At 51.6% G+C, this 24692-nt stretch carries 25 protein-coding genes; 10 read left to right on the top strand and 15 right to left on the bottom strand.

Features of this window, described 5'->3' with window-relative positions; all coding sequences use genetic code 11:
* Window position 1: 1 nt before the first annotated feature.
* From FPG75_RS25615 to FPG75_RS25630, 4 genes are all read right to left on the bottom strand, one after another.
* A complete protein-coding gene (locus FPG75_RS25615) occupies window positions 2-607 on the bottom strand; it encodes a YiiX family permuted papain-like enzyme (protein WP_143310896.1) in 606 nt (201 codons plus the stop codon).
* Between the two features lie 156 nt (window positions 608-763).
* Window positions 764-1132 carry a YccF domain-containing protein gene (locus FPG75_RS25620; RefSeq protein WP_143310897.1) on the bottom strand — a complete coding sequence of 123 codons (369 nt, stop codon included), beginning with the start codon at window positions 1130-1132 and terminating at the stop codon, window positions 764-766.
* A gap of 20 nt (window positions 1133-1152) precedes the next feature.
* A complete protein-coding gene (locus FPG75_RS25625; RefSeq protein WP_143310898.1) occupies window positions 1153-1635 on the bottom strand; it encodes a GNAT family N-acetyltransferase in 483 nt (160 codons plus the stop codon).
* Window position 1636: 1 nt separating this feature from the next.
* Window positions 1637-2092, bottom strand: coding sequence for a YhcH/YjgK/YiaL family protein (locus tag FPG75_RS25630; RefSeq protein ID WP_143310899.1), 456 nt, complete (start codon window positions 2090-2092; stop codon window positions 1637-1639).
* 74 nt (window positions 2093-2166) lie between these two features.
* Between FPG75_RS25630 and FPG75_RS25635 the strand changes: the two genes are divergently transcribed.
* From FPG75_RS25635 to FPG75_RS25645, 3 genes are all read left to right on the top strand, one after another.
* Complete coding sequence (locus FPG75_RS25635; protein ID WP_143310900.1) at window positions 2167-2391, top strand: hypothetical protein; 225 nt, start codon at window positions 2167-2169, stop codon at window positions 2389-2391.
* A gap of 147 nt (window positions 2392-2538) precedes the next feature.
* Window positions 2539-3720, top strand: coding sequence for an acetate/propionate family kinase (locus tag FPG75_RS25640; RefSeq protein WP_143310901.1), 1182 nt, complete (start codon window positions 2539-2541; stop codon window positions 3718-3720).
* Window positions 3717-6071 (top strand): phosphoketolase family protein, encoded by a 2355-nt coding sequence (locus FPG75_RS25645; RefSeq protein ID WP_143310902.1) that lies wholly within the window; start codon window positions 3717-3719, stop codon window positions 6069-6071. The genes FPG75_RS25640 and FPG75_RS25645 overlap by 4 nt, the downstream gene beginning before the upstream one ends.
* Window positions 6072-6147: 76 nt before the next feature.
* On the opposite strand, the gene FPG75_RS25650 is transcribed toward FPG75_RS25645, so the two are convergent.
* Window positions 6148-6729 carry a YciE/YciF ferroxidase family protein gene (locus FPG75_RS25650; RefSeq protein ID WP_143310903.1) on the bottom strand — a complete coding sequence of 194 codons (582 nt, stop codon included), beginning with the start codon at window positions 6727-6729 and terminating at the stop codon, window positions 6148-6150.
* Window positions 6730-6882: 153 nt separating this feature from the next.
* Window positions 6883-7332, bottom strand: coding sequence for a cold-shock protein (locus tag FPG75_RS25655; protein WP_143310904.1), 450 nt, complete (start codon window positions 7330-7332; stop codon window positions 6883-6885).
* A gap of 162 nt (window positions 7333-7494) precedes the next feature.
* On the opposite strand from FPG75_RS25655, the gene lepB reads away from it, so the two are divergent.
* Window positions 7495-8661, top strand: a complete 1167-nt coding sequence (gene lepB / locus FPG75_RS25660) for a signal peptidase I (RefSeq protein ID WP_143310905.1) — start codon at window positions 7495-7497, stop codon at window positions 8659-8661.
* Window positions 8662-8976: 315 nt separating this feature from the next.
* Window positions 8977-9840, top strand: coding sequence for a hypothetical protein (locus tag FPG75_RS25665; protein ID WP_143310906.1), 864 nt, complete (start codon window positions 8977-8979; stop codon window positions 9838-9840).
* On the opposite strand, the gene FPG75_RS25670 is transcribed toward FPG75_RS25665, so the two are convergent.
* The gene (locus FPG75_RS25670; RefSeq protein ID WP_143310907.1) at window positions 9837-11315 is read right to left on the bottom strand and encodes an aminotransferase-like domain-containing protein; all 1479 of its coding nucleotides are present in this window, start codon (window positions 11313-11315) and stop codon (window positions 9837-9839) included. The two genes, FPG75_RS25665 and FPG75_RS25670, sit on opposite strands and share 4 nt — an antisense overlap.
* A gap of 80 nt (window positions 11316-11395) precedes the next feature.
* Here FPG75_RS25670 and FPG75_RS25675 point away from each other — a divergent pair, with 80 nt between their 5' ends.
* A complete protein-coding gene (locus FPG75_RS25675; protein ID WP_143310908.1) occupies window positions 11396-11839 on the top strand; it encodes a carboxymuconolactone decarboxylase family protein in 444 nt (147 codons plus the stop codon).
* Between the two features lie 9 nt (window positions 11840-11848).
* The gene (locus tag FPG75_RS25680) at window positions 11849-12286 is read left to right on the top strand and encodes a GNAT family N-acetyltransferase (protein WP_143310909.1); all 438 of its coding nucleotides are present in this window, start codon (window positions 11849-11851) and stop codon (window positions 12284-12286) included.
* Window positions 12287-12380: 94 nt separating this feature from the next.
* On the opposite strand, the gene FPG75_RS25685 is transcribed toward FPG75_RS25680, so the two are convergent.
* From FPG75_RS25685 to FPG75_RS25705, 5 genes are all read right to left on the bottom strand, one after another.
* Window positions 12381-13361 (bottom strand): GlxA family transcriptional regulator, encoded by a 981-nt coding sequence (locus tag FPG75_RS25685; protein ID WP_143310910.1) that lies wholly within the window; start codon window positions 13359-13361, stop codon window positions 12381-12383.
* A gap of 64 nt (window positions 13362-13425) precedes the next feature.
* Window positions 13426-15936: a TonB-dependent receptor plug domain-containing protein gene (locus FPG75_RS25690; protein ID WP_143310911.1), complete on the bottom strand. Its 2511-nt coding sequence runs from the start codon at window positions 15934-15936 to the stop codon at window positions 13426-13428.
* 3 nt (window positions 15937-15939) lie between these two features.
* Window positions 15940-16845 carry an SAM hydrolase/SAM-dependent halogenase family protein gene (locus FPG75_RS25695; protein ID WP_143310912.1) on the bottom strand — a complete coding sequence of 302 codons (906 nt, stop codon included), beginning with the start codon at window positions 16843-16845 and terminating at the stop codon, window positions 15940-15942.
* A 124-nt stretch (window positions 16846-16969) separates the two neighbouring features.
* Window positions 16970-17731 carry an SDR family NAD(P)-dependent oxidoreductase gene (locus tag FPG75_RS25700; protein ID WP_143310913.1) on the bottom strand — a complete coding sequence of 254 codons (762 nt, stop codon included), beginning with the start codon at window positions 17729-17731 and terminating at the stop codon, window positions 16970-16972.
* Between the two features lie 92 nt (window positions 17732-17823).
* Complete coding sequence (locus tag FPG75_RS25705) at window positions 17824-18186, bottom strand: DUF5655 domain-containing protein (protein WP_143310914.1); 363 nt, start codon at window positions 18184-18186, stop codon at window positions 17824-17826.
* Window positions 18187-18327: 141 nt separating this feature from the next.
* Between FPG75_RS25705 and FPG75_RS25710 the strand changes: the two genes are divergently transcribed.
* Window positions 18328-19773 (top strand): alpha-L-fucosidase, encoded by a 1446-nt coding sequence (locus tag FPG75_RS25710; protein WP_143310915.1) that lies wholly within the window; start codon window positions 18328-18330, stop codon window positions 19771-19773.
* A 51-nt stretch (window positions 19774-19824) separates the two neighbouring features.
* Here the strand turns inward: FPG75_RS25710 and FPG75_RS25715 are convergent, their stop codons facing one another.
* The 3 genes from FPG75_RS25715 to FPG75_RS25725 all read right to left on the bottom strand — a co-directional run bounded on the left by FPG75_RS25715 (window position 19825) and on the right by FPG75_RS25725 (window position 22665).
* A complete protein-coding gene (locus tag FPG75_RS25715; RefSeq protein ID WP_143310916.1) occupies window positions 19825-20646 on the bottom strand; it encodes a helix-turn-helix domain-containing protein in 822 nt (273 codons plus the stop codon).
* 38 nt (window positions 20647-20684) lie between these two features.
* Window positions 20685-21653, bottom strand: coding sequence for an aldo/keto reductase (locus FPG75_RS25720; RefSeq protein WP_143310917.1), 969 nt, complete (start codon window positions 21651-21653; stop codon window positions 20685-20687).
* Between the two features lie 97 nt (window positions 21654-21750).
* Window positions 21751-22665, bottom strand: a complete 915-nt coding sequence (locus FPG75_RS25725) for a LysR family transcriptional regulator (RefSeq protein WP_143310918.1) — start codon at window positions 22663-22665, stop codon at window positions 21751-21753.
* 96 nt (window positions 22666-22761) lie between these two features.
* Between FPG75_RS25725 and FPG75_RS25730 the strand changes: the two genes are divergently transcribed.
* Both FPG75_RS25730 and FPG75_RS25735 read left to right on the top strand, forming a co-directional pair.
* Window positions 22762-24009: an MFS transporter gene (locus FPG75_RS25730; protein WP_143310919.1), complete on the top strand. Its 1248-nt coding sequence runs from the start codon at window positions 22762-22764 to the stop codon at window positions 24007-24009.
* 88 nt (window positions 24010-24097) lie between these two features.
* Window positions 24098-24604, top strand: a complete 507-nt coding sequence (locus FPG75_RS25735) for a glycine zipper domain-containing protein (protein WP_143310920.1) — start codon at window positions 24098-24100, stop codon at window positions 24602-24604.
* Window positions 24605-24692 lie beyond the last annotated feature (88 nt).

Consider the following 24692-nt stretch of genomic DNA (forward strand, 5'->3'; position numbering starts at 1 on the left):
GCTAATGGTTTACTTCTTCCAGCAGCGGGGAGTTGAACAATTGTATGGGTGAGATGATCATTTCCGATGCAGGAATCTTACCGCCATACACCTTCTGCAACTGTGCTTTCACGGGCGCGCTGCCGAGGTCGAAATCCTTCAAAGGCTGCAGGGCAGCCAATTCAAGGCCGGTAGCCTGTTTATATATCTTCCATACCAGTTCGGAACAATACATCCTTTCATCTGACCAGCCAAAATAAAAATCGTAATGCTTGCCAAGGTATTGATTGCCGGCCTGTTTCATATGTTCGATCATTCCGGGCGTCAGCACGCTATCCGCACGATGCAGGCGCTTGAGCACATAATGCCGCTGCACACCTCTTGCAATCCACTCCTGTAGCGGGGTATAGTGTACCGGCTCTATCGCCTCATATACGTACCATTGCCCGTCTTTTTTGAAGATGATGCCACAATGGCTGTACCGCGAATGTGTAGCCAGTTGTATCGCTTTGCTGAAGTCACCGCTGCTTTCCTGGAAGATGATATCGCCTTCTTTCACGGCAGGCGCCTGTGGCAGCGGTTTGCCGGCCAGTAGTAAGATACCTATGATGATTCCTGTGAGTTGCATATCATTATAACTATTAAGGTGCCGCCCCTACGGGGCGGTTGTTGGTAGGTGATGCATCGGCTACCAATATGCCGTCCCTACGGGACGATATGTTGATGGCTGAAACGCTGGCTGCTTGTATATCGCCCCGGAGGGGCGGCATATTGGTGGGAACAATTACACCAGCTCTTTACCGAAAGGCGCAAAGCAAAGGCTCATCAACTTGAAATGCTGACGGGCAAAGGGTATCCCGATGATGGTGATCGCCAGCAGGCAACCGAAAAAGAGGTGACCTACCGCGATCCAGATGCCGCCAGTGAATATCCAGATGATGTTGAAGATGGTAGACAGGCAACCGATGGCGCCTGGCTTTTCCCTTACCTGGCGACCGAAAGGCACCAGCGTGAGAGCGGCTATCTTGAAGCATTGCAGGCCAAAGGGAATACCGATGATAGTGAGGCAAAGCGCTAGCCCGCCAACAAGATAGCCTAAGCAGGTATAGAGGCCTCCGAAGATGAGCCAGATAATATTTCCTATCAGGTTCATATATGCGTGAGTGATTAATATTAAAGATCTTTCACCATCCACACCGTGCAGGCATGATGGCCCGAGTTGCCCAGTGCTGCCGGGACGTAACGGAAGCCCGCTTTCTCGTACATGGCTACGGCGCGTTTCATTTCCGCGAATGATTCGATGTAAAGCTGTTTCCATCCGGCGGCTTTGGCAGAGATGAAAGTCTTTTCCATCAGCTGTAAACCAAGACCCTTGCCCCTGGCGGCGGCAGATAAAAAGAAACGGACCAGTTCCGCGCATTTGTCTGGCAGCCCGGGCGTAGGATATACGCCGCAGCCACCCAGCACAACGCCATCTTCTTCGGCCACCCAATAAAGCGCACCCGGCGCCTTGAAGTGCTCAAACAGCCGGTCGGTGGTAGGATCTGTATGGGCCGTGCCTTCTGTGGGCACGTCAAATTCTTCTATGCCCTTCCGGATGATGCTGGCCAGGGCCTGATCGTCGTCCGGGCGGATCGGTCTTAATATGATACTCATCTTAGCTGACACTTATTTTTATGACTACTTTCTTTACTGGCGCGGGCGCCGATACCTGCAGGTTCGGCATGTGCAGATCTGTGGGGAAAAAGATCGCAAAATGGCCTTGTTGCAGTTTGGTAAAGAACGATGGTTTCTCTGCGAACAGCATGTAATCTTCGCTATCAGAATAAGCCTGTGAAGGCTGCTGGCCATTCATGAAATTGTGCCCTATCATCTCTTCTCCCTGCACGATGTATTGTACATCGATATATTTTTTATGGGCCTCCATCTGTTCGCTACTGGCATCTACTGTATCGTATTCATTTACAATGGCGAAGATATGGCTGCCGTCGATCTCATATTTTCCTTTTTCCAGTCGGGTAAAGTCTGTCCGGGCGAGATAGTCAAACGCAGTAATAAATCGTTGTCCCAATCCATGGTACAGGCTTGCTTGTTGTAATGTATCAATGATCATGCGGTTAAAATAATAAAAAACCAGGAAATGGCGTAGTCTTTGTGCCGCTTTCACTGAACCTAAAATTTTTTCCTATGCAAAAGCACACCACTTTCACCCCTGGCCTTACTGCAGGGCCTTTGAAGGACGAAAATCGCTACGGTTCCCTTGATCCCGGTATCCCGCCCGGTACGCGCCGTTCCCGCGATGAAGACCTGGAAGATGACGACGATCAGCTGGAAGAACCGGAGAACCTGGAAGATGATGAGCCTGGTGAATGGGGCCGTGATGAAGAAGAAACACTGGACCCGGAAGAGTAATTGCGTATATGCGTTAACGTTATAATGCCCGTACGAGCTGAAACGTTTCATCTTTCCTCATATTTGTTTGTTGTTTTAGGCAGCGCTTTTTTCCGGCGCTGCCTTTTTTCTATGGCCCGGCAGGCATTTTGTTGACATAAACAACATATGCAACAGCCAGTGATATTGACGGTCAACAGCGGCTCATCCAGCTTGAAATGCGCCATAGCGGATACAGGCAATGCCCGCCTGCTGCTAACAGCGGAAGCCAATGGCATCGGGCATTCCGGGCAGGTCACCGTTAAAGACGGCGCCAGCCGTATCATCGCGCAACAGCAATGGGAGCTGCCGGATGTTACGCATGCCTTGCAGGTATGTTTACCTTTTCTGAAGACCTATCCGGTTGTTGCGATCATACACCGGATCGTGCAGGGAGGCCTCCATCATTTTCATACTACTGAAGTTATTCCACAGGTAATGGCCACACTAGAGGAATTAATTCCCCTTGCTCCCAATCATCTGCCGGCACAACTGCAGCTGATACGCGACTGTCAGCATCCTTTTCCGCAAGCTGCTACCCTGGCCTGTTTCGACACCGCTTTTCATGCGCATATGCCGGCGGTGGCGAGGTATTATCCCTTGCCGCCACACCTGCGGGAAGATGGTATCATCCATTATGGATTTCATGGATTATCGTATGAATATATTCTTCAGCAATTACAGGCCATAACGCCGCAAGCCGCCAGGGGCAAGGTATTGATCGCACACCTGGGTCATGGCGCCAGCATGGTGGTTACCGCGCAGGGCCGCAGTATCGACACCACGATGGGCCTGACGCCTACCGGCGGTATGATGATGAGCACCCGCAGCGGCGATATGGACCCCGGCGTATTGTTGTACCTGCTGAACAATAAAAAAATGGACGGGGCCGCGTTGCAAAAACTATTTACAGAAGAGGCGGGCCTCAAAGGCGTCTCCGGCCAGGAGCCAGAGGTACAGCGGCTTCTGGAGGCCGCGCCCGATCATCCCAGGGCTGCAGCCGCCATTGCGCAATTCTGTTACCAGGCCCGCAAACACCTGGGCGCGCTCGCTGCCGCCGCTGGCGGTATCAACACCCTCGTGTTTACCGGCGGTATCGGCGAACATGCGGCCATCATACGGGAACGCATATGTGAAAATATGAACTGGATGGGCATCCAGTTGGACCTCCACGCCAACGCGCAGCATGCTGCGGTGATCTCGGCGCCGGCCAGCGCCGTAACCGTGAGAGTGATGGCCACCAACGAGGCTTTAGTCATGGCGCAGCATGCCCGTCAATGGCTGCAGGCGCACAAAACAACCGGCGTATGAGCACACTATCCGCAAACACCCTGCAATTGATGCAGCGTTACTGGCAGGCCGCCAATTATTTGTCGGCCGCACAAATATACTTGCAAGACAACCCGCTGCTACGCGAACCGCTGCGGGCAGCACACATCAAACCCAGGCTGCTGGGCCACTGGGGCACTTCTCCGGGCCTCAACCTGATCTATGTACATCTCAACAGGTTGATAAAAGATACCAATGCAGAAGTATTATTCATCTGCGGTCCGGGCCACGGTGCGCCTGCCTTGCTGGCCAACACTTACCTGGAAGGCACTTACAGCGAAGTATATCCCGATATCTCGCGTGATGAAGCGGGCCTGCGGCGGCTGTTCACGCAGTTCTCCTCTCCCGGCGGCGTGCCCAGCCACGTAAGCCCGCATACGCCCGGCTCCATACACGAGGGCGGCGAGCTGGGATATTCGCTGGCGCATGCTTTCGGCGCAGCATTCGATCATCCTGATCTTATCGTGGCCTGTGTGGTGGGAGACGGCGAGGCCGAAACCGCGCCACTGGAAGGCAGCTGGAAATCGATCCACTTCCTCAACCCTCTGCGCGATGGCGCCGTATTGCCCATCCTGCATCTCAATGGTTACAAGATCTCCAGCCCTACCGTGATGGCCCGGATGCCCGACGATGCGCTCGCACAGCTGTTTTCCGGTCTAGGCTATGAAGCCATCTTCGTTGGCGGCGATGATCCGATGGATGTGCACGAAGCCCTGGCAGATGCGCTGGACAAGGCTTACCACCAGATACGTTATATGCAGTCTACCGTGCGCGGCGGACAACCTTTCGCCCTTCCCCGCTGGCCCCTGATCATCTTGCGCACGCTCAAAGGCTGGACAGGCCCCGCAAGCTGGAACGGCCAACCCATCGAGGGTACCTTCCGCTCGCATCAGGTACCGCTGACAGAAGTCCGCGAAAACCCTGCACAGCTGGCATTATTGGAACAATGGCTGCGCAGCTACGCACCCACCACATTATTTGATGAGCATGGCACACTGCTGCCCGAGCTGCAAGCGCTGGCGCCCAAAGGCCCGCTGCGCATGGGCGCCACGCCCTATGCTAATGGCGGCCTGTTACTGCGCCAATTGCAAATGCCCGACTTCATGGATTATGCCGTGCCGGTGCAAACGCCCGGCGCCGTTACGGAAGAGGGCACCACGCGCCTCGGCAACCTGCTGCGCGATATCTTCACAAAAAATAAAGATGAGCATCATTTCCGTTTGTTCTCTCCTGATGAAACCAACAGCAACCGCCTGGGCGCTGTATTTGAAGCCACAGAAAGGATGTTCACAGCATTGCAACTCGATACCGATGAGCAGCTATCGCCTGAAGGCCGCGTAATGGAAGTGCTCAGTGAACACCTCTGCCAGGGCTGGTTAGAGGGCTATCTGCTCACGGGCGGCTATGGCCTGTTTGCCTCTTACGAAGCTTTCATCACCATCATCGATTCCATGTTCAGTCAACATGCCAAATGGCTCAAGATGTGCCGCGAGATCCCGTGGCGCAAGGATATTGCTTCACTCAATTACTTGCTCACCTCTCACAGCTGGCGACAGGACCACAATGGCTACAGCCACCAGGGGCCCGGGTTCATTGATACGGTGGTCAATAAAAAAAGTACGGTGATACGTATCTTTCTGCCGCCGGATGCTAATTGCCTGTTGGCCGTGATGGATCATTGTCTTTGCAGCCGCAACCTGGTGAATGTGGTGGTGGCTGGTAAGCAGCCCATGCTGCAATGGCTGTCAGCAGGCGAAGCGGCGGCGCATTGTTCGCGTGGCGCCTCCGTATGGGAATGGGCCGGCAACGACGCGGGGCAGCAGCCGGATGTGGTGCTGGCTTGCGCGGGCGATGTGCCTACCCTCGAAACAGTGGCGGCGGCATGGCTGTTACGGCAGCAGCTGCCCGATCTGAAAGTGCGGGTAGTGAATGTAGTCAACCTGCTGGCATTATCACCGGAGCAAGATCACCCGCATGGCGCTACCACGGAGTATTTCCGGGAATTGTTCACAGACGATGCGCCGGTTATTTTTGCGTTTCATGGTTACGTGCGACTGATACACGACCTTGTACATGGCCGGCCAAGACCAACACGTTTTCATGCGCGCGGCTTTATGGAAGAGGGCACTACTACCACTCCTTTCGACATGACGGTATTAAACAATATGAGCCGCTACCACCTGGCCATTGCGGCGGTGGAGCGGGCGGCGCACCGCTATCCGCCGGCGGAAGGCGTGATCAAATTCTTTGAAAACAAGTTAGCGGAACATCGTCATTATATCCGTGAGCACCTGGAGGATATGCCTGAGATCCGCGACTGGCACTGGTCCTGATACCTGCAATAAAAAAGCCGTTCCGCTTTTGCGGAACGGCCAGGCAGGATTCATGTTCTCTTTTTAACAGCTATTTTTATTCGGCAAGCGCACTTTCATTAACAGTACCTTCTGCAATGTGGGTAAGCAACGCGTCTGCTTCTTTCTCCTCATTGAGTGTTTGTTCCAGCAGTTGAACAGCGTCGTTATGCCCCATCAGGTTTGCCAGTGTGCGCAGGCTGCCATAGGCGGCAATTTCGTAGTGTTCTATCTTCTGTGCAGAAATGATGATACCCGCGTCGCGCACCATAGAATCTTCTTCTGTATCATTCAGTACTGTATCACCTTCTGCCAGGAGGCCTTCCATGGCCTCGCATTTTTTGGTGGCAGGGGTTTGTCCCATCTGCTCAAAAATCTCTTCCAGTCTGGACACATGTCCCTTGGTTTGTTCCAGATGTTCTCCAATGGCAGCAGCGAGTTCTTCGGAGGTAGCGGCCTTTTGCATTTTAGGCAATGCCTTTACCAGGCGCTTCTCCGCCCAATAGATATCTTTGATCTCATCCATAAATAGCGCATGGAATTTCGAATGAGGCATTTCTTCTTTTCCCTTTCTGCCATCAGAGGAGCGGGTGGCAGGCTTGGAAGAAGCGGCTCGGGTGTTCCTTGATGAATTTGGCATAATGATCTTTTTTGGATGGAAAGAAAAAAATTATTGCTTTTGTTATTCTTTCTTTCTCCATAAAATCATGCCTTTCTTTCACAAGGCGCAACAACAGAATATCCCGGGGTTAGTGTGGCAAATTTTTTCCAATGTGTGGAAGAAAAGAACAAGCTAGGCCAGTTTCACATTCACCGCATTCGGCCCTTTCGGTCCCATCTCCACCTCAAAAACAACTTTGGAATTTTCTTTTACACGGTCTATCAGTCCGCGCACATGCACAAAAATGCTTTCCTGTGTTTTGAGGTCCTTGATAAATCCGAATCCTTTGGACTCGTTGAAGAAAGTAACGATACCGGTTCTGATCAGCTCTTCCGGTTCATCCTGGCGGCGGGACACGCCGATCTGGATATCTTCGGCCTTGATCTCTGCACGTTTGGAAGGGTCAGGAGGGGTGGAAGTGATATTGCCAAATTCATCGATATAGGCCATCATATCTTCGAGGCTTTTGCCTTTATTTTTGCTGGCCTGCCGCTCATTCCGGCGCTCTTCCTTTTCCTGCTTCCGCTGCTGTTTTTTCTTTTCGTGCTCTTTCTTGTTGGAGGAGGTTTCCTGTTTTCCCATATGACTTGGCGGGTTGTTTTTTGCGAGATAAAGATAGGGAATTTTTCTTGCAGCGCGGCCACTCCACCAGAAAACCTTTGCAGGAGACTAATCACCGCTGATCAAAATATGCATTTCCATCCCTGTTAAATGATATAGATTCAACATATTAAAATTGTTATCATGAGATTTTTCAAGCGGGAAAAGAAAAGCGGCAAACCTTCCGTGATACGCGAATGGATCAACGCCGGCCTCTTTGCCTTATTGGTGGCCACTTTGGTACGCACCTTCATTTTTGAAGCCTATAGCATTCCCTCTGGCTCGATGGAGAGGACCTTGCTGATCAACGACTATCTTTTCGTGAGCAAGGTAAGTTACGGGCCGCGCATCCCTGTCACGCCCCTCGCCATCCCTCTCGTGCATAACAAGGTGCCACTTACAAAATATACCCCTTCCTACAGCACTGCCGTACAATGGCCCTACAAGCGCCTGCCCGGCCTTTCGGCCATACGCCGCAATGATGTGGTAGTGTTTAACCTCCCCTCCGGCGATACCGTAGCCCTGGAAGTGGAAGCCACCAATAACTACTACGATCTCGTACGTGAACTGGGCCGTGAAAACGTATGGAACCGCTACCATATCCTCGCCCGGCCGGTAGATAAGCGGGAGAACATCATCAAACGCTGCGTAGCACAAGCCGGCGACACCCTGCAGATCATACAGGGCATCGCCTGGGTCAATAACGTGAAAGCCTATACGTCGCCCACCAGCGAACTGCAATACCTTGTGCAAACCAATGGCGAAGCCCTCAACCCCATGCGCCTGAAGGAAATGGGCGTCATCGACGAACCCGCAGCAACCGGCCAGCCCGGGCTTTACCTCTGTAACCTCACCACTTCTGAGGTGGCTACCTTGCAGTCGTTCCCCATCATCAAAAGCATCACCCCTTATCTCAGTCAAACACCTGATATCGCCGTATTTCCGCACGATACCCTTCACTTCAGCTGGAACCAGGATAACTACGGACCGCTGGTAGTGCCACAACGCGGACAAAGCATCGCGCTCAATAAAAACAATATCGAATTATACCGCCGCATCATTGAAATATATGAGCACAACAAACTGGAAGAAAAAGATGGCCGGTTCCTCATCAACGGCGCTCCCGCCGACCACTATACCTTCCGCATGAATTATTACTGGATGATGGGCGACAACCGCCACAACTCACTGGATTCAAGGTTCTGGGGCTTTGTTCCGGAAGACCATATAGTTGGCAAGGCATGGCTCACCTGGATGAGCTACGGTGATGAAGGACTGCGCTGGAACCGGATTATGAAAATGATCCGTTGATGTTGCGAGTTGCTTTCGCCCCTACGGGGCGATATATTGGTAGCCCGTATCGCATCTACCAATATGCCGCCCCGTAGGGGCGGTATCAATCGCATTAATCAACACACGCTTCGATCAGCCCCGTAGGGTCGATAGCTCGGTAGGCCCGGGCGTCAGCCCGGGTATTAAAAAATGCGGATGTTGATCCGGGTTTCAAAATGCGATCATCCATCCGGGGCATCAAAACATGATCCCTGCTCATTGCTACATCATCCACAAAAATTTTAAAAAATAAAATATCCATCCGGTTCATTCGTCTTCCTGAAAAAAGATATCATGGAAACAAGGGATTTTAATACCATCAGCCCTTCGGCGAGCACGCTCCTGCTGCTGAAAGGCCTCACCGATATTCCTTTTGCACGCCAGGCGGCCGAGCTGATGATGAGCAACCATGAGTATTCACCGGACATCGCCAACAACGATCTGCTATATTGGGCCAGGGTGGTGCATTTCGAACACCGCTACAAAAGTATCGACCAACTGCTGGCCCCTCTGCCTGTTACCAATGTGCTGGAACTATCGTCTGGCTTCTCTTTCCGCGGATTGCAGGCGGTACGGGAAGGCAACTACCACTATATTGATACCGATCTGCCCGATATGATCGTCAGCAAAAAGCCTTTTGTTCAAGCCCTGCAAAACGGCCAGCAGCCTGCTACCGGCACCTTGGAACTGTTGCCGCTCAACGCACTGGATGAAGCACAGTTCATGAATATTATCGATCGTTTCCCACCTGGTGAAATTGCCATTGTAAATGAGGGCTTGCTCATGTACCTCAACGACAGCGAAAAGCAGCAACTCTGCGCCAATGTACGCAAGGCGCTCCAGCTGCGCGGCGGCTACTGGATCACGGCCGATATCTATATCAAAAGCAGCGATCCGGATAAACAGCTAAATCGCAATGATGAGCTGCAACGCTTCCTGGAACAGCATCGCATCGAAGACAATAAATTCGAATCTGTTGAAGCGGCTGCCAGCTTCTTTGCGGCCGCAGGTTTTGAAGTGGACCAAAAGGCCGAAAGGGAGCGGCACAAGCTCGGCTCTCTCACCCATCTGCTGTCAATTGCCGATGACGCGCAACTGGAGCAATTGCGGCAGCACCGCAGGGTACAGGAAACCTGGCGCCTGAAAGTAAAGGCCTAACGGTAATCTTTCCGGATAATCTTCGTTAACACCGCCACCACTTCCGCCAATTCCTTATTATTGAACGACGCAAAGCCGAAACGCAAGCCATTCAAGGGTTTGGTGGCATAGCTGTAATGCCGTCCATCTGTCATGGCTACGCCCATGTTACCCGCTTTCGCGGCCACCTCGCCGAGTGGTATGTTCTTCGGGAAAGGCAGCCACAGCGCCATACCGCCGAGTGGTGGCGTGAAATGCAATACATCGCCGAGATGCTTTTGCAGCAGTTCACAGAGCAGGTCGCGGCGCTCCATATACAACTTGTGCGATTTTTTCAGATGCCGCTCAATGCTGCCGCTGGCCAGCATACGCGCCAGCGCCTCTTCCGACAGGTTATCGCCGCGAAGGTCCATCAGTCGGCGCAAAGCCATGGCCTGCTGCACAAATACCGCCGGCGCAATCATAAAGCCCATGCGCAGGGATAGTCCGAGCGATTTGGTAAACGAACCAATATAGATCACATTACCGCCATGGTCGGCGCTGGCCAGGGGCACGATCGGGGCCGAGCTGTAATGGAAATCATAATCGTAATCATCTTCTATCACCGCCAGCTTGTGCCTGCGGATCACGTCGAGCAATTTCATGCGGCGCTCGGCGCTGAGCGTTACCGTAGTGGGATGATGATGATGGGAGATGACATACAACATCTTCACTTTTTTAGTACGGCACAATTGCTCGATTGCATCTACATCAATACCGTCCTGATCTACCGGCACACGCAGCAATTTAGCGCCCAGCTGCTCAAACGTAAGGTCTGCAAAGAAATAATTGGGACTGCCCACAATCACATAATCTCCCTTATTGATAAGCGTGGCGGCGGCCACATAGATGGCCATCTGCCCGCCGCGGGTCAGCAAAATATTGTCCAGCCCGATGTTCAGGCCACGGGTATTGGTGAGGTATTTAATCGTTTCCTGTCGCAGCGTATCGCTGCCTTTGGCCGTACCATACATCAGCAGCCTGTTGTAGCGCGGGCTCTGGATGATGGAGCGGCATTCTTTTACCCACTCGTCCAGCGGCGCAACACGCACGTCCGGGAAGCCGTCGTTGACCACCAGCCGGGTGTTGACTGCCCTGTTACCGACGCTGACTGTAATAGTCGGCACTTCATTAAACGTATAGCCGGGACCGTGATCATAGGGAGAAGAGATATCCGCAAAGGTGCGCGGCTTCACCACTGGCAGATTGGTGGCTACCATCATGCCTTTGCGCGGGATAGACACGATCCAGTCCTGGCTGATCAGCTCCTCATAGGCCGCCACCACGGTTTTGCGGTGCAGTTGCAATTGCTCAGCCAGCACACGGCTGCCAGGCAGGAAGGAAGCAGGTTTCAGCACCCCTTCCTGGATCAGGCCCACAAAGCGGTTGGCGATCTGCTGGTATACCGGTTGTTTCGATTGCTTGTCGATCCGGATCAATGTTTTAAATGGTAACATCTGGACTATCTATCAATTAAAAAGTGGACTACCAAGATAGTCCACACACTTGGTACATTTGTTCGCAAATTCAATATCAGATGAAACAGAGATTCAATATGCCGGACGAAATGCCGGAGTCATACAAAGCGATGTACGCCTTCTCCCGGTCAATGGACAATCTGAAAGTGCTCAGCAAGATTCAGAAAGAACTGATCAAGATACGTGCTTCGCAGATCAATGGCTGCGCCTTTTGCCTGAACATGCACAGCACCGATGCCCGTAAACTCGGTGAAACAGAACAACGCATTTACCTCCTCAACGCCTGGCGTGAAACACCGCTTTACACCGAAGAAGAAAGAGCTCTGCTGGCACTGACCGAAGAAGTGACGCTCGTTAGCCAGAAAGGGCTTACAGAGGCCACTTACCAGGAGGCCGTAAAACATTTCGGCGTACAAGGTACGGCAGAAATCGTGATGGCGGTAACAGTCATCAATGCCTGGAACCGTATCGCCATCGCCTCGCTCCTTCCACCTGCTTTATAAATCATAACTATGACACGTACTGTTCATTATGCTACCGACGATGCAGCGCTCGAAGCCTGCAAAGATGTGATCCTTGTGCTCCGTCCGCATATCGCCGCAGAGCGGTTGATACCGATGATCAAGGAGATGCAGGAAGAAGACGGCTACCAGCTTGTTTATGTCACTGCGGATGAAGATCCATCCAAAGTGGCTGCCGTTGCCGGTTTCCGGCATATGCACAAACTGCATTCCGGCAGAACCATCTATATCGACGACCTGGTCACTTCTCCCCACCACCGCAACAAAGGCTATGCAGCCCTGTTGCTGGATCATGTGCACAACCTGGCAAAAAAACAGGGAGTGGACAACTTGCAACTGGATTCAGGGCATGCCCTGGCGCCTGCGCACAAGCTGTATTTCAAGCAAGGTTATTATATCTCCGCCCACCACTTCACACAGAAACTGTAGTACGCATTTTTTCCCGCAAAGACGCAAAGCAGCAAAGACGTAAAGCTATGTCTCTGCTGCTTTGTATCTTTGCTGCTTTGCGGGAAAAAATATGCTATGCTTCTGCCGCCACACGGCTGTATTTTCGGCGATAATCCTGCGGTGTAAGCCCGGTGATGCGCTTGAATACCATGCGGAAAGTTTTCAGGTCGTTATACCCTACATCATACATCAGCGTGCTGATATTCTCGCCGCCATGTTCGAGCGCTTTCTTGGCTGATTCAATTTTCACCCTTTGCAGGTACTCCAGCGGCGTATTGCTGGTAGCGGTTTTGAAGCGCCGGATGAAATTTCGTTTACTCATATGCGTTATCTCCGCTATCTGGTCGATAGAGATAGGAAGATGGTAGTTCTGTTCAATATAAGTTTGCGCTTTCAGTATCTCTTCATCTTCATGACGGCGCTGCCCCTGGAACACGGCAAAGTGCGCCTGGTTGTTGCGGTCGATATCGATGGAGAACATCTTGCTCGCCCAGATACCTGCTTCGCGGCCGCAGAATTTTTCCACGAGATACAATACCAGGTTCAGCGATGAGAACGCGCCGCCACTGGTGTAGATGCCATCCTGATCAGTGATCACAAGATCCGGCAGCACGTTGATATCCGGATAACGTTGCTTCATATCCGCGATAGCTATCCAGTGTGAGGTGCAGGGTTTGCCTTTCAGCAACCCGGCCTCCGCGAGGAAGTAGCTGCCCATGCAAAGACTTGCTACCTCTGTGCCTTGGGCATGCATCTCCCGCAGCCAGCTGATCAGGGCCTGGTTCTTTTCAATAATGGGGTCCGGCCCTGCGGGAAAGGCAGGCACAATGATCAGGTCTGCCTCATGCATTTCGTCCAGGGTTTTACTGTCAACAAACTGTGCAGGCAGGAAGAGCTGGATGTTCTTCGCCCTTTCACTCACCAGCGTTATTTTGAAGGCTGGTGGAGCGCTGGCCGCAGCCAGATAGCCGTTAACGCCTGCAACAATATCCAGCACGCCGGATACAGACGATAACACTACGTCTTCATAAATTGGCAAAGCGATGTTGATCATAGCAGTTTGTGTAGGTTTCTTACAAATGTATAGTATTTCCTTGTCACAAATGCACCGCTCAACACTAATTATGCGGCAGCCTTAACGTGAGTCTTGCAAAATAGCTAGCCCCTAAAGAGCCCATCTGTACGGAGGCGTATTTGAACACTCCGAAGTAACTATTGCCATACACCTGTTTATCCGGGAACACATCAAAGATGTTATTAGCGCCCAATGTAAACGTGAAGCGATGCACGGTATAGCTGAGCGACAGATCAGTCACCACTTTGCCGGCATGCTCCTGCACTTCTCCATAGGGGAAACTGTTGCGCATCACTTTACCGAAATACACATTGCGCAGCAGCACGCTGAAACCTTTATAGCTGTAGGTAAGCGCCAGGTTGGCTTTCACTTTGGGCGTGCCTTCCGTGATCAGGATACTGTCGTTCGGCGAAAAGAATACCTGCTCCTGCCCTTTCAGCTGCGCCGGCAGATGCAGGCTGCCTACTATCTTGTTGCGGTTGTAATTGAAGCCCAGCGACACATTCAGGGTATGTGCCTGCATATGCGCGGTGTAATCCGCCACTACATCTACACCGGCGGTGCGGGTATCCACCGCATTGCTGAAGAAGCGCGCAGAGTGAGCGCCCAGGGGATTGAGCAGCTGCTGGATAGCCGGCACCGGGTTGCCCTGCGGATCAAAGCCGAAGCTGCCCGTGAGCACAATCCTGTTCTTGATATCCGTCAGATAGCCATCTACAGAGATATTGAAATTTCTCGCGGGTTGGGCCGTGATACCCAGACTATAATTCACCGAAGTTTCCTGTTTCAACTGCGGGATGCCCAATGCCCTGGCCACGGCGCTCTGGTTGTTGAAGAAGCCTGATTGCCCCAGTGTGTTGTCCGGCAAAATATCAGTACTCACATAACTGAAGTATTGCTGATGTAAAGACGGCGCCCTGAAACCATTGCTCACAGCCCCTCTCACGTTGAGGCCTTCCAGAATTTTATAGCGTGTGGCAAATTTGGCGCTGAGGGTGGAACCAAAATCACTGTAATGTTCAAAGCGTGCTGCGCCACCGATAAGCCAGCGGGAAGTCACGTCCAATTCGGCATCGGCATAAACGCCGGTATTGTTGCGGCTTTTGTTGATCGCATTCTGCGGGGAGAATCCATTGAAAGATTGCGAACCGCCCTGCAAGCCGGATGGATTGGACACCGTACCATCAGGGTTCTGTACCAGCGCATAGTTCTTCCAGGAGGCCTCCTCTCCTGTGCGGATACGGTAATCATCTACCCTGAACTCCGCGCCAAATGCGAGGTTCAGGCCGGCGGCCACCTGCGCAAAACGGCGGCTGATATCCAGGTTGGTAGTGTTCTGTAAAAACTCGTGGCCACCGGCCTGGAAACTGGTAGGCGATTTATCTTTCAGCGAAGCATTTACCGTATTATTCACGATATAATCAAAACGGTTATCGCCGATGGTATTGCTGAGGTCCGCATTCCAGGCGCCCAGCTTATGTTTCACGCCTACGGCAATACTACGGTCATGGATATGTGAAGTAGTGTTGGGCTGATAGCCATCAGGAAAGATGCTATACACATTTACCGAGGGATCGCTGGGCAGGCGGCGAAAACCATACCCTTCTCCCTGCCGGTAACTGTAACCGCCAAAGGCATAGAACTCGCCTTTGCCATCGCGGAAAGGCAGGCCCAGATTGAAAAAGCTGCCGATATTCTTAATGCGCGCATCGCCTATCTGGAAATTAAAATCATCTCTCTTCAAGCCTTTCTGTTTCAACATATCATCGTCATACTTCCTGGATGCAGCAGGGTCTTGTGCAAAGTCGTACGCGAAATAATTGTTGAGAGAAGATTGATCGAAGATGATGAGATTATTATTTTGGGCGCGGGTGGTGCGATCGCGGTAATAGGCCTCGCCGGTGATGTTGAGGTAGCCGCCATTTTTGCCAACACCTGTGCCGTAGTTAAGGCCGAGTTGTCCCAGACCGCCATCATTGCGGGAAGTGATGCCGCCGGTGAGCGCTGCCATTAATTCGTTGGTATTCTTTTTCAGGACGATGTTGATCACGCCGGCGATCGCATCCGAGCCGTATTGTGCGGCAGCGCCATCGCGCAGCACTTCAATGCGCTCGATCGCGGAAGCGGGTATCGCGTTGAGGTCGGTGCCTACGGAGCCATTGCCCACCGTGCCCTGGTTGTTGACCAGCGAAGTGGTATGCCGGCGTTTGCCGTTGATCAGCACCAGCAGCTGATCCGGGCCAAGGCCGCGGATGCTGGCGGGATCAATATGTTCGCTGCCATCGGAAGAAGACTGCCGGTTGGAATTAAAGGAAGGCGATACATATTGCAATATCTGGTTGATATCATTTTGCGGCACGAGCGTTTGTATCTTCGAGAGCTGAAACACATCTACGGGTGCGGGCGTGTTCAGTCGTGTACGGCCACTGCTGCGGGTTCCCACAGTTACTACTTCTCCCAGTTGTACGGTTTTCGGTTTAGTGGTATCCCTTTTTTCCTGTGCGTAAAGGGTTGATGGTAACAGCAGGCCGATGGACAGTAAATATCTATTCATTCACTATTTTTTATGGGTAATGGTAACCGCAACGCTCCATTCGTTGCCGCTGCCGATATGGTGAACTGCTGCGAAATTGCCCTGGTTCAGTGCAAAGGACAATTGCAGGAGACTGTTGAGATAAGCCAGGGGCTTGCCTATTGCCACCGCGCCGAAAGTTTCGCTGTAAGGCAGGTCGCCGGCATATACTTTTTTGTTGTTGTGGAAGATGGCGAGATGCAGGATATCGCCAAACTGCGGATGCAGCTGGTTAAAGAGATCGGCGGGGATATTGGTCCAGATATTACCATACTGCACATCCAGTATTGCGATGCTGCCTTTGAGCGTGCCGTTTTGTAGGGCAGGCTGCTGATAGGGTATCTTCACCACATCTTTCTGCAATGCAGGGCCTACCTGTTCAAAGGTGATGGCGCCGGAAGCCAGTCGGGCGCCCGTATAGGCGTATACGTCGCGGCCGTGGAAGGTATAAGATTTTTTAGAATCCTTCCGCCTGTTCACTGCTTCATCAATTTCCCTGATCTCGGCGATGCCTTCTGTTTCGGCGATCAGCGTGAGCGTGCCATTGTCTGGCGTAACGATATAATGACCTGCATTTGTTTTCAGCACTACGGATTTGCGGTTGGTGCCTACGCCGGGATCTACTACGGATACGAACACGGTGCCTGCGGGCCAGTAGGGCACCGTTTGTTCCAGGCGATAAGCCGCTTCCCAGATGTTATAAGCAGGTATCTCATGGGTGAGATCATACAGTTTCAATTCGGGCGATACGGTAACGGCTACACCTTTCATGGCGGATACGGCGCCGTCTTTGAGACCGAAATCAGACTGGAACACCACCGTCTTGTTCTGCGCAATAACGCTGTGGAGGCTCAACAACAGCCAGGCGGCTATCATACATCTTTTGATCATGGTATGTTTTTATTAGTCTACAAATCTAGTAGATATTTAGGGATTTTTTGATTTTCGGATTTCTTGATTTAAGGAGGGAGCCCAAAATCTCCCTAAATCAAGAAATCCGTAAATCAAAAAATCTCTAAATAACTATCTCCTGCAAGCCGCCATCCACCAGCAATCTGGCGCCGGTGGTAAAGGTAGCGTCGAAGGCGAGGAACAGCACCGCTTTCGCCACTTCTTCTGCGGAGCCGTGCCGCTTCATCGGCGTACGTGCGTCACCGAGATCTTCAAATGCCTTTCGTTGCTCTGCCGTCAGGCCAGGAACCCCCATGGTAGGCGTTTTGATGAAACCCGGGCTCACCACATTCACCCGGATATTGCGATGCATCAGATCTGCCGCCATGCCGGCGGCAAAAGAACGTAAGGCCGCTTTGGAGCCGCTGTAAAGGGTCATGCCTTTGATGCCGCCTTCATCGGCAACAGAAGATGTGAACACGATCGCGCCGCCATCCGTGATATGCGGCGCCAGCTGCTGCACGGTAAAGAATGCGCCTTTGGTATTGACATTGAAAGTTTCGTCGTATATCTCCGGCGTGATGGCTTCGAAGGTTTCGAGCCTGGCCGTACCGGCATTGTAATGCAGAAAATCTATCGGCCCAAAGTCTTTTTCCACAAAGGATTTCAGCGCCTGAATATGTTGGAGGTCTGCCGTATCTGTGCGCAACACCTGTGCGCGGCCTTTCAGCGCGTCCCGTACTTCAGCGAGGTTCTTTTCATTGCGGCCGGTGAGCAGCACAGTGGCGCCGCCATCCAGCAAAGCCTTGACGGTGGCCAGTCCCATGCCATGCGTTCCGCCTACTACTAATGCTCTTTTTCCCTGGTATCTGTTAGTTGTTGTCATAAAAAAATTTTTATGACGCAAAGCTGAAGATTATACGGCGTCCGGCGCAGCGGGGAAAGGCGATTCAGACGGGGATAATTTTTTCAAGGGTCTCAAAAGCCTTCCTGCCAGGCCATCTTCATAAATCCCATCACCTCTTCATTCACATCTTCTGGCGCATACATCCTGAAGTGATGATTGAACTGCTGCTCTCCAGGCACCTGCGCGATCTTCTGAAAGCAGAGATTATCCGGGTAAGCCTTTTTAAACGGGAATACCACATGCACAAAGTTCTTGCCCAGCTGGGTGATCCAGGCAACGCGCACCCGCCCGTTCACCACGCCTATCATGGTTTTGGCGGCATGCAGTTCTATATGCCCCACTTCGGCAAAGCGGGCTACAAAATGTTCGAACAGCGCCAGGGTTTGCGGTGATTTTCCCGCCAGGAATGATTGAATGGATTTATCGTGATGCATATACGAAGATGATGAATAAGCCCTGATCAACAGGCAGGATAGACATGATATTAAAACTGCAAAGATAGATGTAATCTTCACCAGACCTAGCTTCCAATATAACTTTTTATATCTTTAGCAACATAGCAACCTTCCATCGTTATGAGAAAGCTCATTTTGTCATTATCACTGCTGATCGCCTCTGGCGGCTTGTTTGCGCAAAAGTATACGGCCGACTGGGCCTCGCTCAACAAACGCGGCATCCCTGCCTGGTTCAATGCATCCAAGTTCGGCATCTTTATTCACTGGGGCGTATACGCCGTTCCCTCTTATGCTGTAGTAGGCCCTGGCGGGTATTCTGAATGGTACTGGTACAACCTCGATGGCACCAAAGAAGGCAGTCATCAGCAGGTACGCGCCTTCCATGATAAGAACTTCGGCAAAGATGTTCCTTATCAGCAACTGGAACAGCAGTTCACCGCTTCCCTGTTCAACCCGGCGCAATGGGCCGATGTTTTCCGCCGCTCCGGCGCAAAATACGTCGTGCTCACCTCCAAACATCACGAGGGCTATTGCCTCTGGAACAATGCCCAGGCCAACGAATCCTGGGGCCGCAACTGGAACGCGGTAACGGGAACGCCTAAACGCGATCTGCTGGGCGATCTCACCGATGCCGTCCGCAAAGAAGGACTGAAGATGGGGTATTACTACTCGCTCTATGAATGGTTCAATCCTGTATGGCAGAAAGACAAGCGCCATTATATCGATGAAGTGATGACGCCACAATTCAAGGACCTCGTTACCCGTTACAAGCCTTCCGTTATCTTTTCTGACGGAGAATGGGATATCCCCGACACCGCCTGGAAAAGCCCGGCCCTGCTGGCATGGCTGTTCAATGAGTCGCCGGTAAAAGATGAAGTAGTGGTAGACGACCGCTGGGGCAGCAATACCCGCGGTAAAAACAATGGCGCCACTTATCTCACCTCAGAATATGGCAGCGGCATGCAACCCGGCGTGATATGGGAAGAGAGCCAGGGTATCGGACAATCCTACGGCTACAACCGCATGGAAACTGCCGACGACTATAAAAAGAGCAACGACCTCGTGCTCTTGCTTTGCGATATCGTAGCCCGCGGCGGCAACCTCCTGCTGGATATCGGCCCCACTGCCGATGGCCGCATCCCTGTGATCATGCAGCAAAAGCTGCTCGATATCGGCGCCTGGCTGCAAGTCAATGGCGAAGCCATTTACAATACCAAGCCCTGGAAAGTACAGCGGCAATGGAGCCCGGGCGAACCATTCAAAATGAAAGAAGGCGCCTTTATGTCCGACTACAGCATTTCCCGCATGGTGATGCCTTCCAAAGAACATGCGCACATCGAAATGTTCTTTACCAGCAAGCCCGGCGCGCTGTATTGCATCGTTCCACAATATCACGAGCAACTTACCCTCCGCAACTATACACCCGCCAAACAGGCTACCATGCGCATTCTTGGCTGCAATAAAAGCCTTAAATGGAAACAACAAGGCAAAGACTGCCTTGTAGACCTGAGCAATATTCATCCCGGTGATGTAGCTGATGGTGCATTTGTAGTGAAGATCATGTAAGACTGGTAAAAGCTATAAAAAGGGTCAGGCGCTTGAAGCGCCTGACCCTTTTTATAGTTCGCCCGCAGGCAATTCAGACGGCGCTTTACCGAACTTTTTCTTGAAAGAATGAGAGAAATGCGATAGCGTTTCAAAGCCAAGATCGAGGTAGATGTTAGAAGGTTTCAGGTGTTTTTTCTCTATCAGATATCTGGCTTCCGTCAGGCGTCTCTCCTGTAGCCATTGCCGGGGCGCCATTCCGAAGATCTTCTGGAAATCGCGTTTGAAGCCGGCAAGACTGCGCCCCGTGAGCTGTGCAAATTTTTCGACCGGCACATTGAAATGAAAATTGCTGCGCATAAATTTTTCCAGGTCGATCTTGTGCGGTTCAGAAAAATCGAAGAGAAAATCGCTGAGCCGGGGCATGATATGCAATAGCAGCTTCACTGCCTCTTTTACTTTCAGCAGGCCGATATCGGCGGTTATGTTACCGGAGGGATTACGCACATAAGGCACCACAGACTGGAAATAGCCTTGCAGGAATTCGTTGGCAGGAATAAGTATGTTCGGTGGGCCTACGTATTTTTGCCGCACTTCTATCTGCTCTTCCAGCGCGATCTTTCTCAACATATCTTCTTCCAGTGAAATAACGATGACCTCATAGTCCTCACCCGGCAAAGGAGATTTGGTGATCTGTCCTAATTGATTTTTACCGATCAGCAACATCTCACCTTTCTGCATAGACACTTGCTGGCTGGCGGTTTCCAGCGTAAGTTGCCCCGACACCTGCAATACCAGGATATTATTTTTCAGAAAGCTCACTTTCTCCTTTCGCCTGGCAGTGAGATAAGCGTAAAAGACGACGCCTGGAACTATTTCGGTCGGGTTTACCATTTACGTAAAGTATTAAAGGTTGTGCGAAGCTACGCTATCTATCGTTGCAAATAAGTACTACCAAGGATGGCGCCGGGCGAAAAATGCGTATTCAGCGTATTCATCTCTTCTGGTGTGAAGACGATTTCCATGGCCTGCATATTTTCTGGCAAGCGGGATCGCTTGCTCATGCTTACCAACGGCATGATATCATTGCCTTGCGCATTCACCCAGGCGATCGCCAGCTGTGTGGGCGTGTAGCCTTTTTTCTTCGCCATTTCTTTCAACAATTCTACTTTCTCCAGATTTTTGATGAGATTATCTCCCTGAAAACGTGAGAAATGATTTTGATAATCATTGGCAGCAAGCGGCGCTTTCATCTCCCCTGTCAACAAGCCTTCAGCGGTGTTGGCAAAGGCCACCACGCCGATGCCCAGCTCTTTGGCCGTGGGAAGCAGCTTGCTTTCTATTTGCCGGTCGGCCAATGAATAGCCGATTTCCAAAGCGCTTACCGGATATACGCTGTGCGCTTTACGCAGCTGTTCAGCAGTGATCTCCGACACGCCAAGGTAACGCACCTTCCCTTCCTTGATCATATCTGCTACCGTGCCGATCACGTCTTCAATGGGAACGCTGTTATCAAGTCTGCAAGGCTGATAAAGATCGATGGTATCTATGCCCAGGCGTACCAGGGAATAGTTGATGAAATTTTTGATAGACCTGGGATGGAGATCCAGACCGATCAATTGATGGTTATAAAAGACGGCGCCGAATTTCACGCTGATGAAAGCATCATCCCTTCTGCCTTTGATCGCTTTGCCTACCAGCAGCTCATTGTGGCCGCTGCCGTAAAAATCGCCGGTATTCAGGAAATTGATGCCATTGTCCAACGCGGCCTGAATGGTAGCAATACTTTCATTTTCATCTCTTGCGCCGCCGCCCCTGTTGACAGACATGCGCATACAGCCAAGTCCGAGTTTGGAAACGAGTGGGCCATGCTGGCCAAGCTTAATTTTTGTGATCGTCATAGTGATTATTTAATGAATGAACGATACAAAGATCGGTACTTGCGCTATGCGACCGGTTTCTCCAACAGCTCAATTTTGTTGTCCGGGTGGCTCAGGTTTATGCAGCTGCCATTTCTTTCCCTTGTTCTACAAAGAAACTTTCTATGACGCTGATCTCTTTGGAGAACATGGTTTTCTTTCTTTTACCGAAATAAAGCGTGTTCTCCATCACCTGGTTGCCTTGCCATACTTCTTTGAGCTGGCCGGTTTGCAGTTCGTTGCGACAAAGGAAATCCGGGATAACAGCGAAGCCTTTGTTGTTGATCATGCAACGTACGATCGAACATTTGTTGGGCACGATGTAGTTAGGCTTGAAATCGGGATGGCTGTTGAAGTTGGTGTGCCAGAACTTGCGGAGATTTTCCATATCGGCGGCAGTGCTGTACCAGGTTTGTTGTTTGAGCCAGGCCTCTGCTTCCTTGTATTTCCCGGCTTTGATGAGTTTATCAAAAGGGCGGGCATCCTGTTTACCACCGCCCACCAGTATGATCCTTTCTTTTGAAAAGGCCTTGTAAGCGATGTTGGGCTGGTTGCCTTTCTGTGGTGTGATGATGAGGTCCAGCAGGCCATGGTCGAGGTCTTGCTGCATTTCGGGATACTCCCCGAATTTGATGCTGACATTAAACGGCAGGGAAGAAATGTATTGCTCCAGCGTGAACTGGAATGTTTCCAGGCACATGCCGATGCTGATGGTGGAGAGATGCTCCTGCGAGCTTTTATGAAAATGTTCCTCTGCCGCTTCCAGTTTGTTAACCGCATCAAGAATGTAGTTATAGAACACTTTGGCCCTTTCAGTGGGCACCATGCGCCGCGCGGAGCGGTCGAACAGTTTATATCCCACATAGGCTTCCAACGAGTTGAGGTGTAAACTCACGCCAGGCTGTGAAATATAGAGCTGCTGGGCAGTTGCGGTGAGTGAGCCCGTTTCATAAATGGTTTTGAAGGTCCGGAACCATTCGAAATTGAGTAACATCAATTATCATTTTAATGATACAAATCTACAATTTAAGTTATTAGGATAATGATTCAGGCCAGAATAATTTTGTGTTGTTAAAAATAAAAGACGAATATGGAAACGATCACATTAGAAAGAGAACATAAAGCGGCATCTGTTGAAACACGCGCGGGCAAAGGATTACCGCCGGCGTTATGGGCGCTCACCATCAGCGCATTTGCTATCGGCACCACCGAATTTGTGGCGGTGGGCATCCTGCCTACGATTGCCGGTAGTTTGAAAGTGAGCATTTCTTCCTCCGGTTTGCTGGTGAGCATGTATGCGCTGGGCGTGGCATTAGGCGGACCGGTATTGACGGCGCTCACTACGCGTTTGCCCCGCAAGCCGCTGCTGCTGGGCTTGATGGTGTTGTTCATAGCAGGACATATCGCCTCTGCTGCCGCGCCTGATTTCACTGCCTTGCTCATCGCCCGCTTCATCACCGGCTTTGCACATGCCGTATTCTTTGGCGTTGGCGCTACCATCGCGGCGGCGCTGGTGCCGGCCGACAAACGCGCTACTGCCCTTTCCATTATGTTTGCTGGTCTTACCATTGCGATCATCGCCGGCGTGCCGCTGGGCACCTTTATTGGCCAGCATTTCGGATGGAGGAGCACCTTTATTGGCGTGGCTATCCTGGGCGCCGTCAGCTTCATCGCATTGCTGTTGCTCATGCCGGGCGATATCAAAAACGGGCCTGTATTACGTATGAAAGACCAGCTACAGGTATTGCGCAACTGGCATATCCTGCTGGTGCTGGCCATCACGGCGCTGGGCTATGGCGGCACCTTTGTGGCCTTTACTTACCTGGCTACCCTGCTCGAAAAAGTGACGGGCTTTTCTTCCAATGCGGTAAGCCTGTTATTACTGGTATATGGCGTAGCGATTGCGCTCGGCAATGTAATCGGCGGCAAAGTAGCCAATACCAATCCTGCGCGTGTGCTCATCCGTATATTCCTGTTACAGGCCGTAGTGCTGGTGATCTTCACTTTCACTGCGCATTATAAAATACCAGCCGTTATCACATTGTTCCTGATGGGCGGTCTCTCCTTTGCCAATGTGCCCGGACTACAATTATACATTGTGCAGCTGGCAGAGAAATACCTGCCTGGCACAGAAGATATTGCTTCTGCCTTGAACATTGCGGCTTTCAACCTGGGCGTAGCCATCGGCTCCTGGGTAGGCGGCCTCGTAGTAGAGCAAGCTACTTTGGGATTGCCGGCCACACCCTGGATTGGCGCATTGATCGTATCTTTGGGCGCTATGCTCACTGTATGGAGTTACAGGAGCAACCGACCCGCTACAACTACGACAATCATATGAAAATGAAGCACTGGCGGCGGTTTGAGCTAAATTGGCACGGTTTTCGACAGTGGCAGGGTTGAAAACTAACGCGTAAAAAACTTTAACCATGAAACAGATATTCATAGCAATGGCCGCCGCAGCAATGCTGTTCTCTTGTAAGGGTAACAGCGACAATGCCACCGCTATTGAAAATGCGAAGAAAGCCACCATCGATTCCATGAATACGATCAGCGCTGTAAAACAGCAGGTAGTGGATTCCATGAATGCAGTAAAACACGGCCGTAAATACATCCACACCTCTCCGGCTGAAGGCTATACCAGCGGTGCTACTGCAGCAGCGCCCGTAGCAGAACCGGCCGCCAATAATGCCGCTGCACCAGCAGCAGCGCCGGCTGCGCCGCATCGTAAACGTATCTGGAAAGACTGGAGCCACACCGCCAAAGGCGCAGTAGTAGGCGCTGGCGCAGGCGCTATCACCGGTGCGATCGTGAACAAAGACCACCTGAAAGGCGCTGCCATCGGTACGCTCATCGGCGCAGGCGTAGGCGCTGGTACCGGTGCATTGGTAGACAAGAAGAAAAGAAAACAGCGTGCCGCACAAGCCGGTTATTAATCGCAGGATTCAGCAGTTATTTATATCATCCACAGCTCCGCAAACCGCGGGGCTGTTTTTTTTGTGTCGCAGGAATCCAGTAACTTCG

Source organism: Chitinophaga vietnamensis (genome assembly GCF_902167635.1).
Taxonomy (GTDB): domain Bacteria; phylum Bacteroidota; class Bacteroidia; order Chitinophagales; family Chitinophagaceae; genus Chitinophaga; species Chitinophaga vietnamensis.

Coding starts and splice junctions, on each gene's coding strand:
- FPG75_RS25695 (WP_143310912.1), bottom strand. CDS start 16,845: ATGATCAAAAGATGTATGATAGCCGCCTGGCTGTTGTTGAGCCTCCAC.
- FPG75_RS25685 (WP_143310910.1), bottom strand. CDS start 13,361: ATGATCAACATCGCTTTGCCAATTTATGAAGACGTAGTGTTATCGTCT.
- FPG75_RS25710 (WP_143310915.1), top strand. CDS start 18,328: ATGAGAAAGCTCATTTTGTCATTATCACTGCTGATCGCCTCTGGCGGC.
- FPG75_RS25665 (WP_143310906.1), top strand. CDS start 8,977: ATGGAAACAAGGGATTTTAATACCATCAGCCCTTCGGCGAGCACGCTC.
- FPG75_RS25735 (WP_143310920.1), top strand. CDS start 24,098: ATGAAACAGATATTCATAGCAATGGCCGCCGCAGCAATGCTGTTCTCT.
- FPG75_RS25630 (WP_143310899.1), bottom strand. CDS start 2,092: ATGATCATTGATACATTACAACAAGCAAGCCTGTACCATGGATTGGGA.
- FPG75_RS25620 (WP_143310897.1), bottom strand. CDS start 1,132: ATGAACCTGATAGGAAATATTATCTGGCTCATCTTCGGAGGCCTCTAT.
- FPG75_RS25730 (WP_143310919.1), top strand. CDS start 22,762: ATGGAAACGATCACATTAGAAAGAGAACATAAAGCGGCATCTGTTGAA.
- FPG75_RS25715 (WP_143310916.1), bottom strand. CDS start 20,646: ATGGTAAACCCGACCGAAATAGTTCCAGGCGTCGTCTTTTACGCTTAT.
- FPG75_RS25625 (WP_143310898.1), bottom strand. CDS start 1,635: ATGAGTATCATATTAAGACCGATCCGCCCGGACGACGATCAGGCCCTG.
- FPG75_RS25675 (WP_143310908.1), top strand. CDS start 11,396: ATGAAACAGAGATTCAATATGCCGGACGAAATGCCGGAGTCATACAAA.
- FPG75_RS25670 (WP_143310907.1), bottom strand. CDS start 11,315: ATGTTACCATTTAAAACATTGATCCGGATCGACAAGCAATCGAAACAA.
- FPG75_RS25645 (WP_143310902.1), top strand. CDS start 3,717: ATGAGCACACTATCCGCAAACACCCTGCAATTGATGCAGCGTTACTGG.
- FPG75_RS25655 (WP_143310904.1), bottom strand. CDS start 7,332: ATGGGAAAACAGGAAACCTCCTCCAACAAGAAAGAGCACGAAAAGAAA.
- FPG75_RS25705 (WP_143310914.1), bottom strand. CDS start 18,186: ATGCATCACGATAAATCCATTCAATCATTCCTGGCGGGAAAATCACCG.
- FPG75_RS25720 (WP_143310917.1), bottom strand. CDS start 21,653: ATGACGATCACAAAAATTAAGCTTGGCCAGCATGGCCCACTCGTTTCC.
- lepB (WP_143310905.1), top strand. CDS start 7,495: ATGAGATTTTTCAAGCGGGAAAAGAAAAGCGGCAAACCTTCCGTGATA.
- FPG75_RS25700 (WP_143310913.1), bottom strand. CDS start 17,731: ATGACAACAACTAACAGATACCAGGGAAAAAGAGCATTAGTAGTAGGC.
- FPG75_RS25635 (WP_143310900.1), top strand. CDS start 2,167: ATGCAAAAGCACACCACTTTCACCCCTGGCCTTACTGCAGGGCCTTTG.
- FPG75_RS25615 (WP_143310896.1), bottom strand. CDS start 607: ATGCAACTCACAGGAATCATCATAGGTATCTTACTACTGGCCGGCAAA.
- FPG75_RS25650 (WP_143310903.1), bottom strand. CDS start 6,729: ATGCCAAATTCATCAAGGAACACCCGAGCCGCTTCTTCCAAGCCTGCC.
- FPG75_RS25640 (WP_143310901.1), top strand. CDS start 2,539: ATGCAACAGCCAGTGATATTGACGGTCAACAGCGGCTCATCCAGCTTG.
- FPG75_RS25725 (WP_143310918.1), bottom strand. CDS start 22,665: ATGTTACTCAATTTCGAATGGTTCCGGACCTTCAAAACCATTTATGAA.
- FPG75_RS25690 (WP_143310911.1), bottom strand. CDS start 15,936: ATGAATAGATATTTACTGTCCATCGGCCTGCTGTTACCATCAACCCTT.
- FPG75_RS25680 (WP_143310909.1), top strand. CDS start 11,849: ATGACACGTACTGTTCATTATGCTACCGACGATGCAGCGCTCGAAGCC.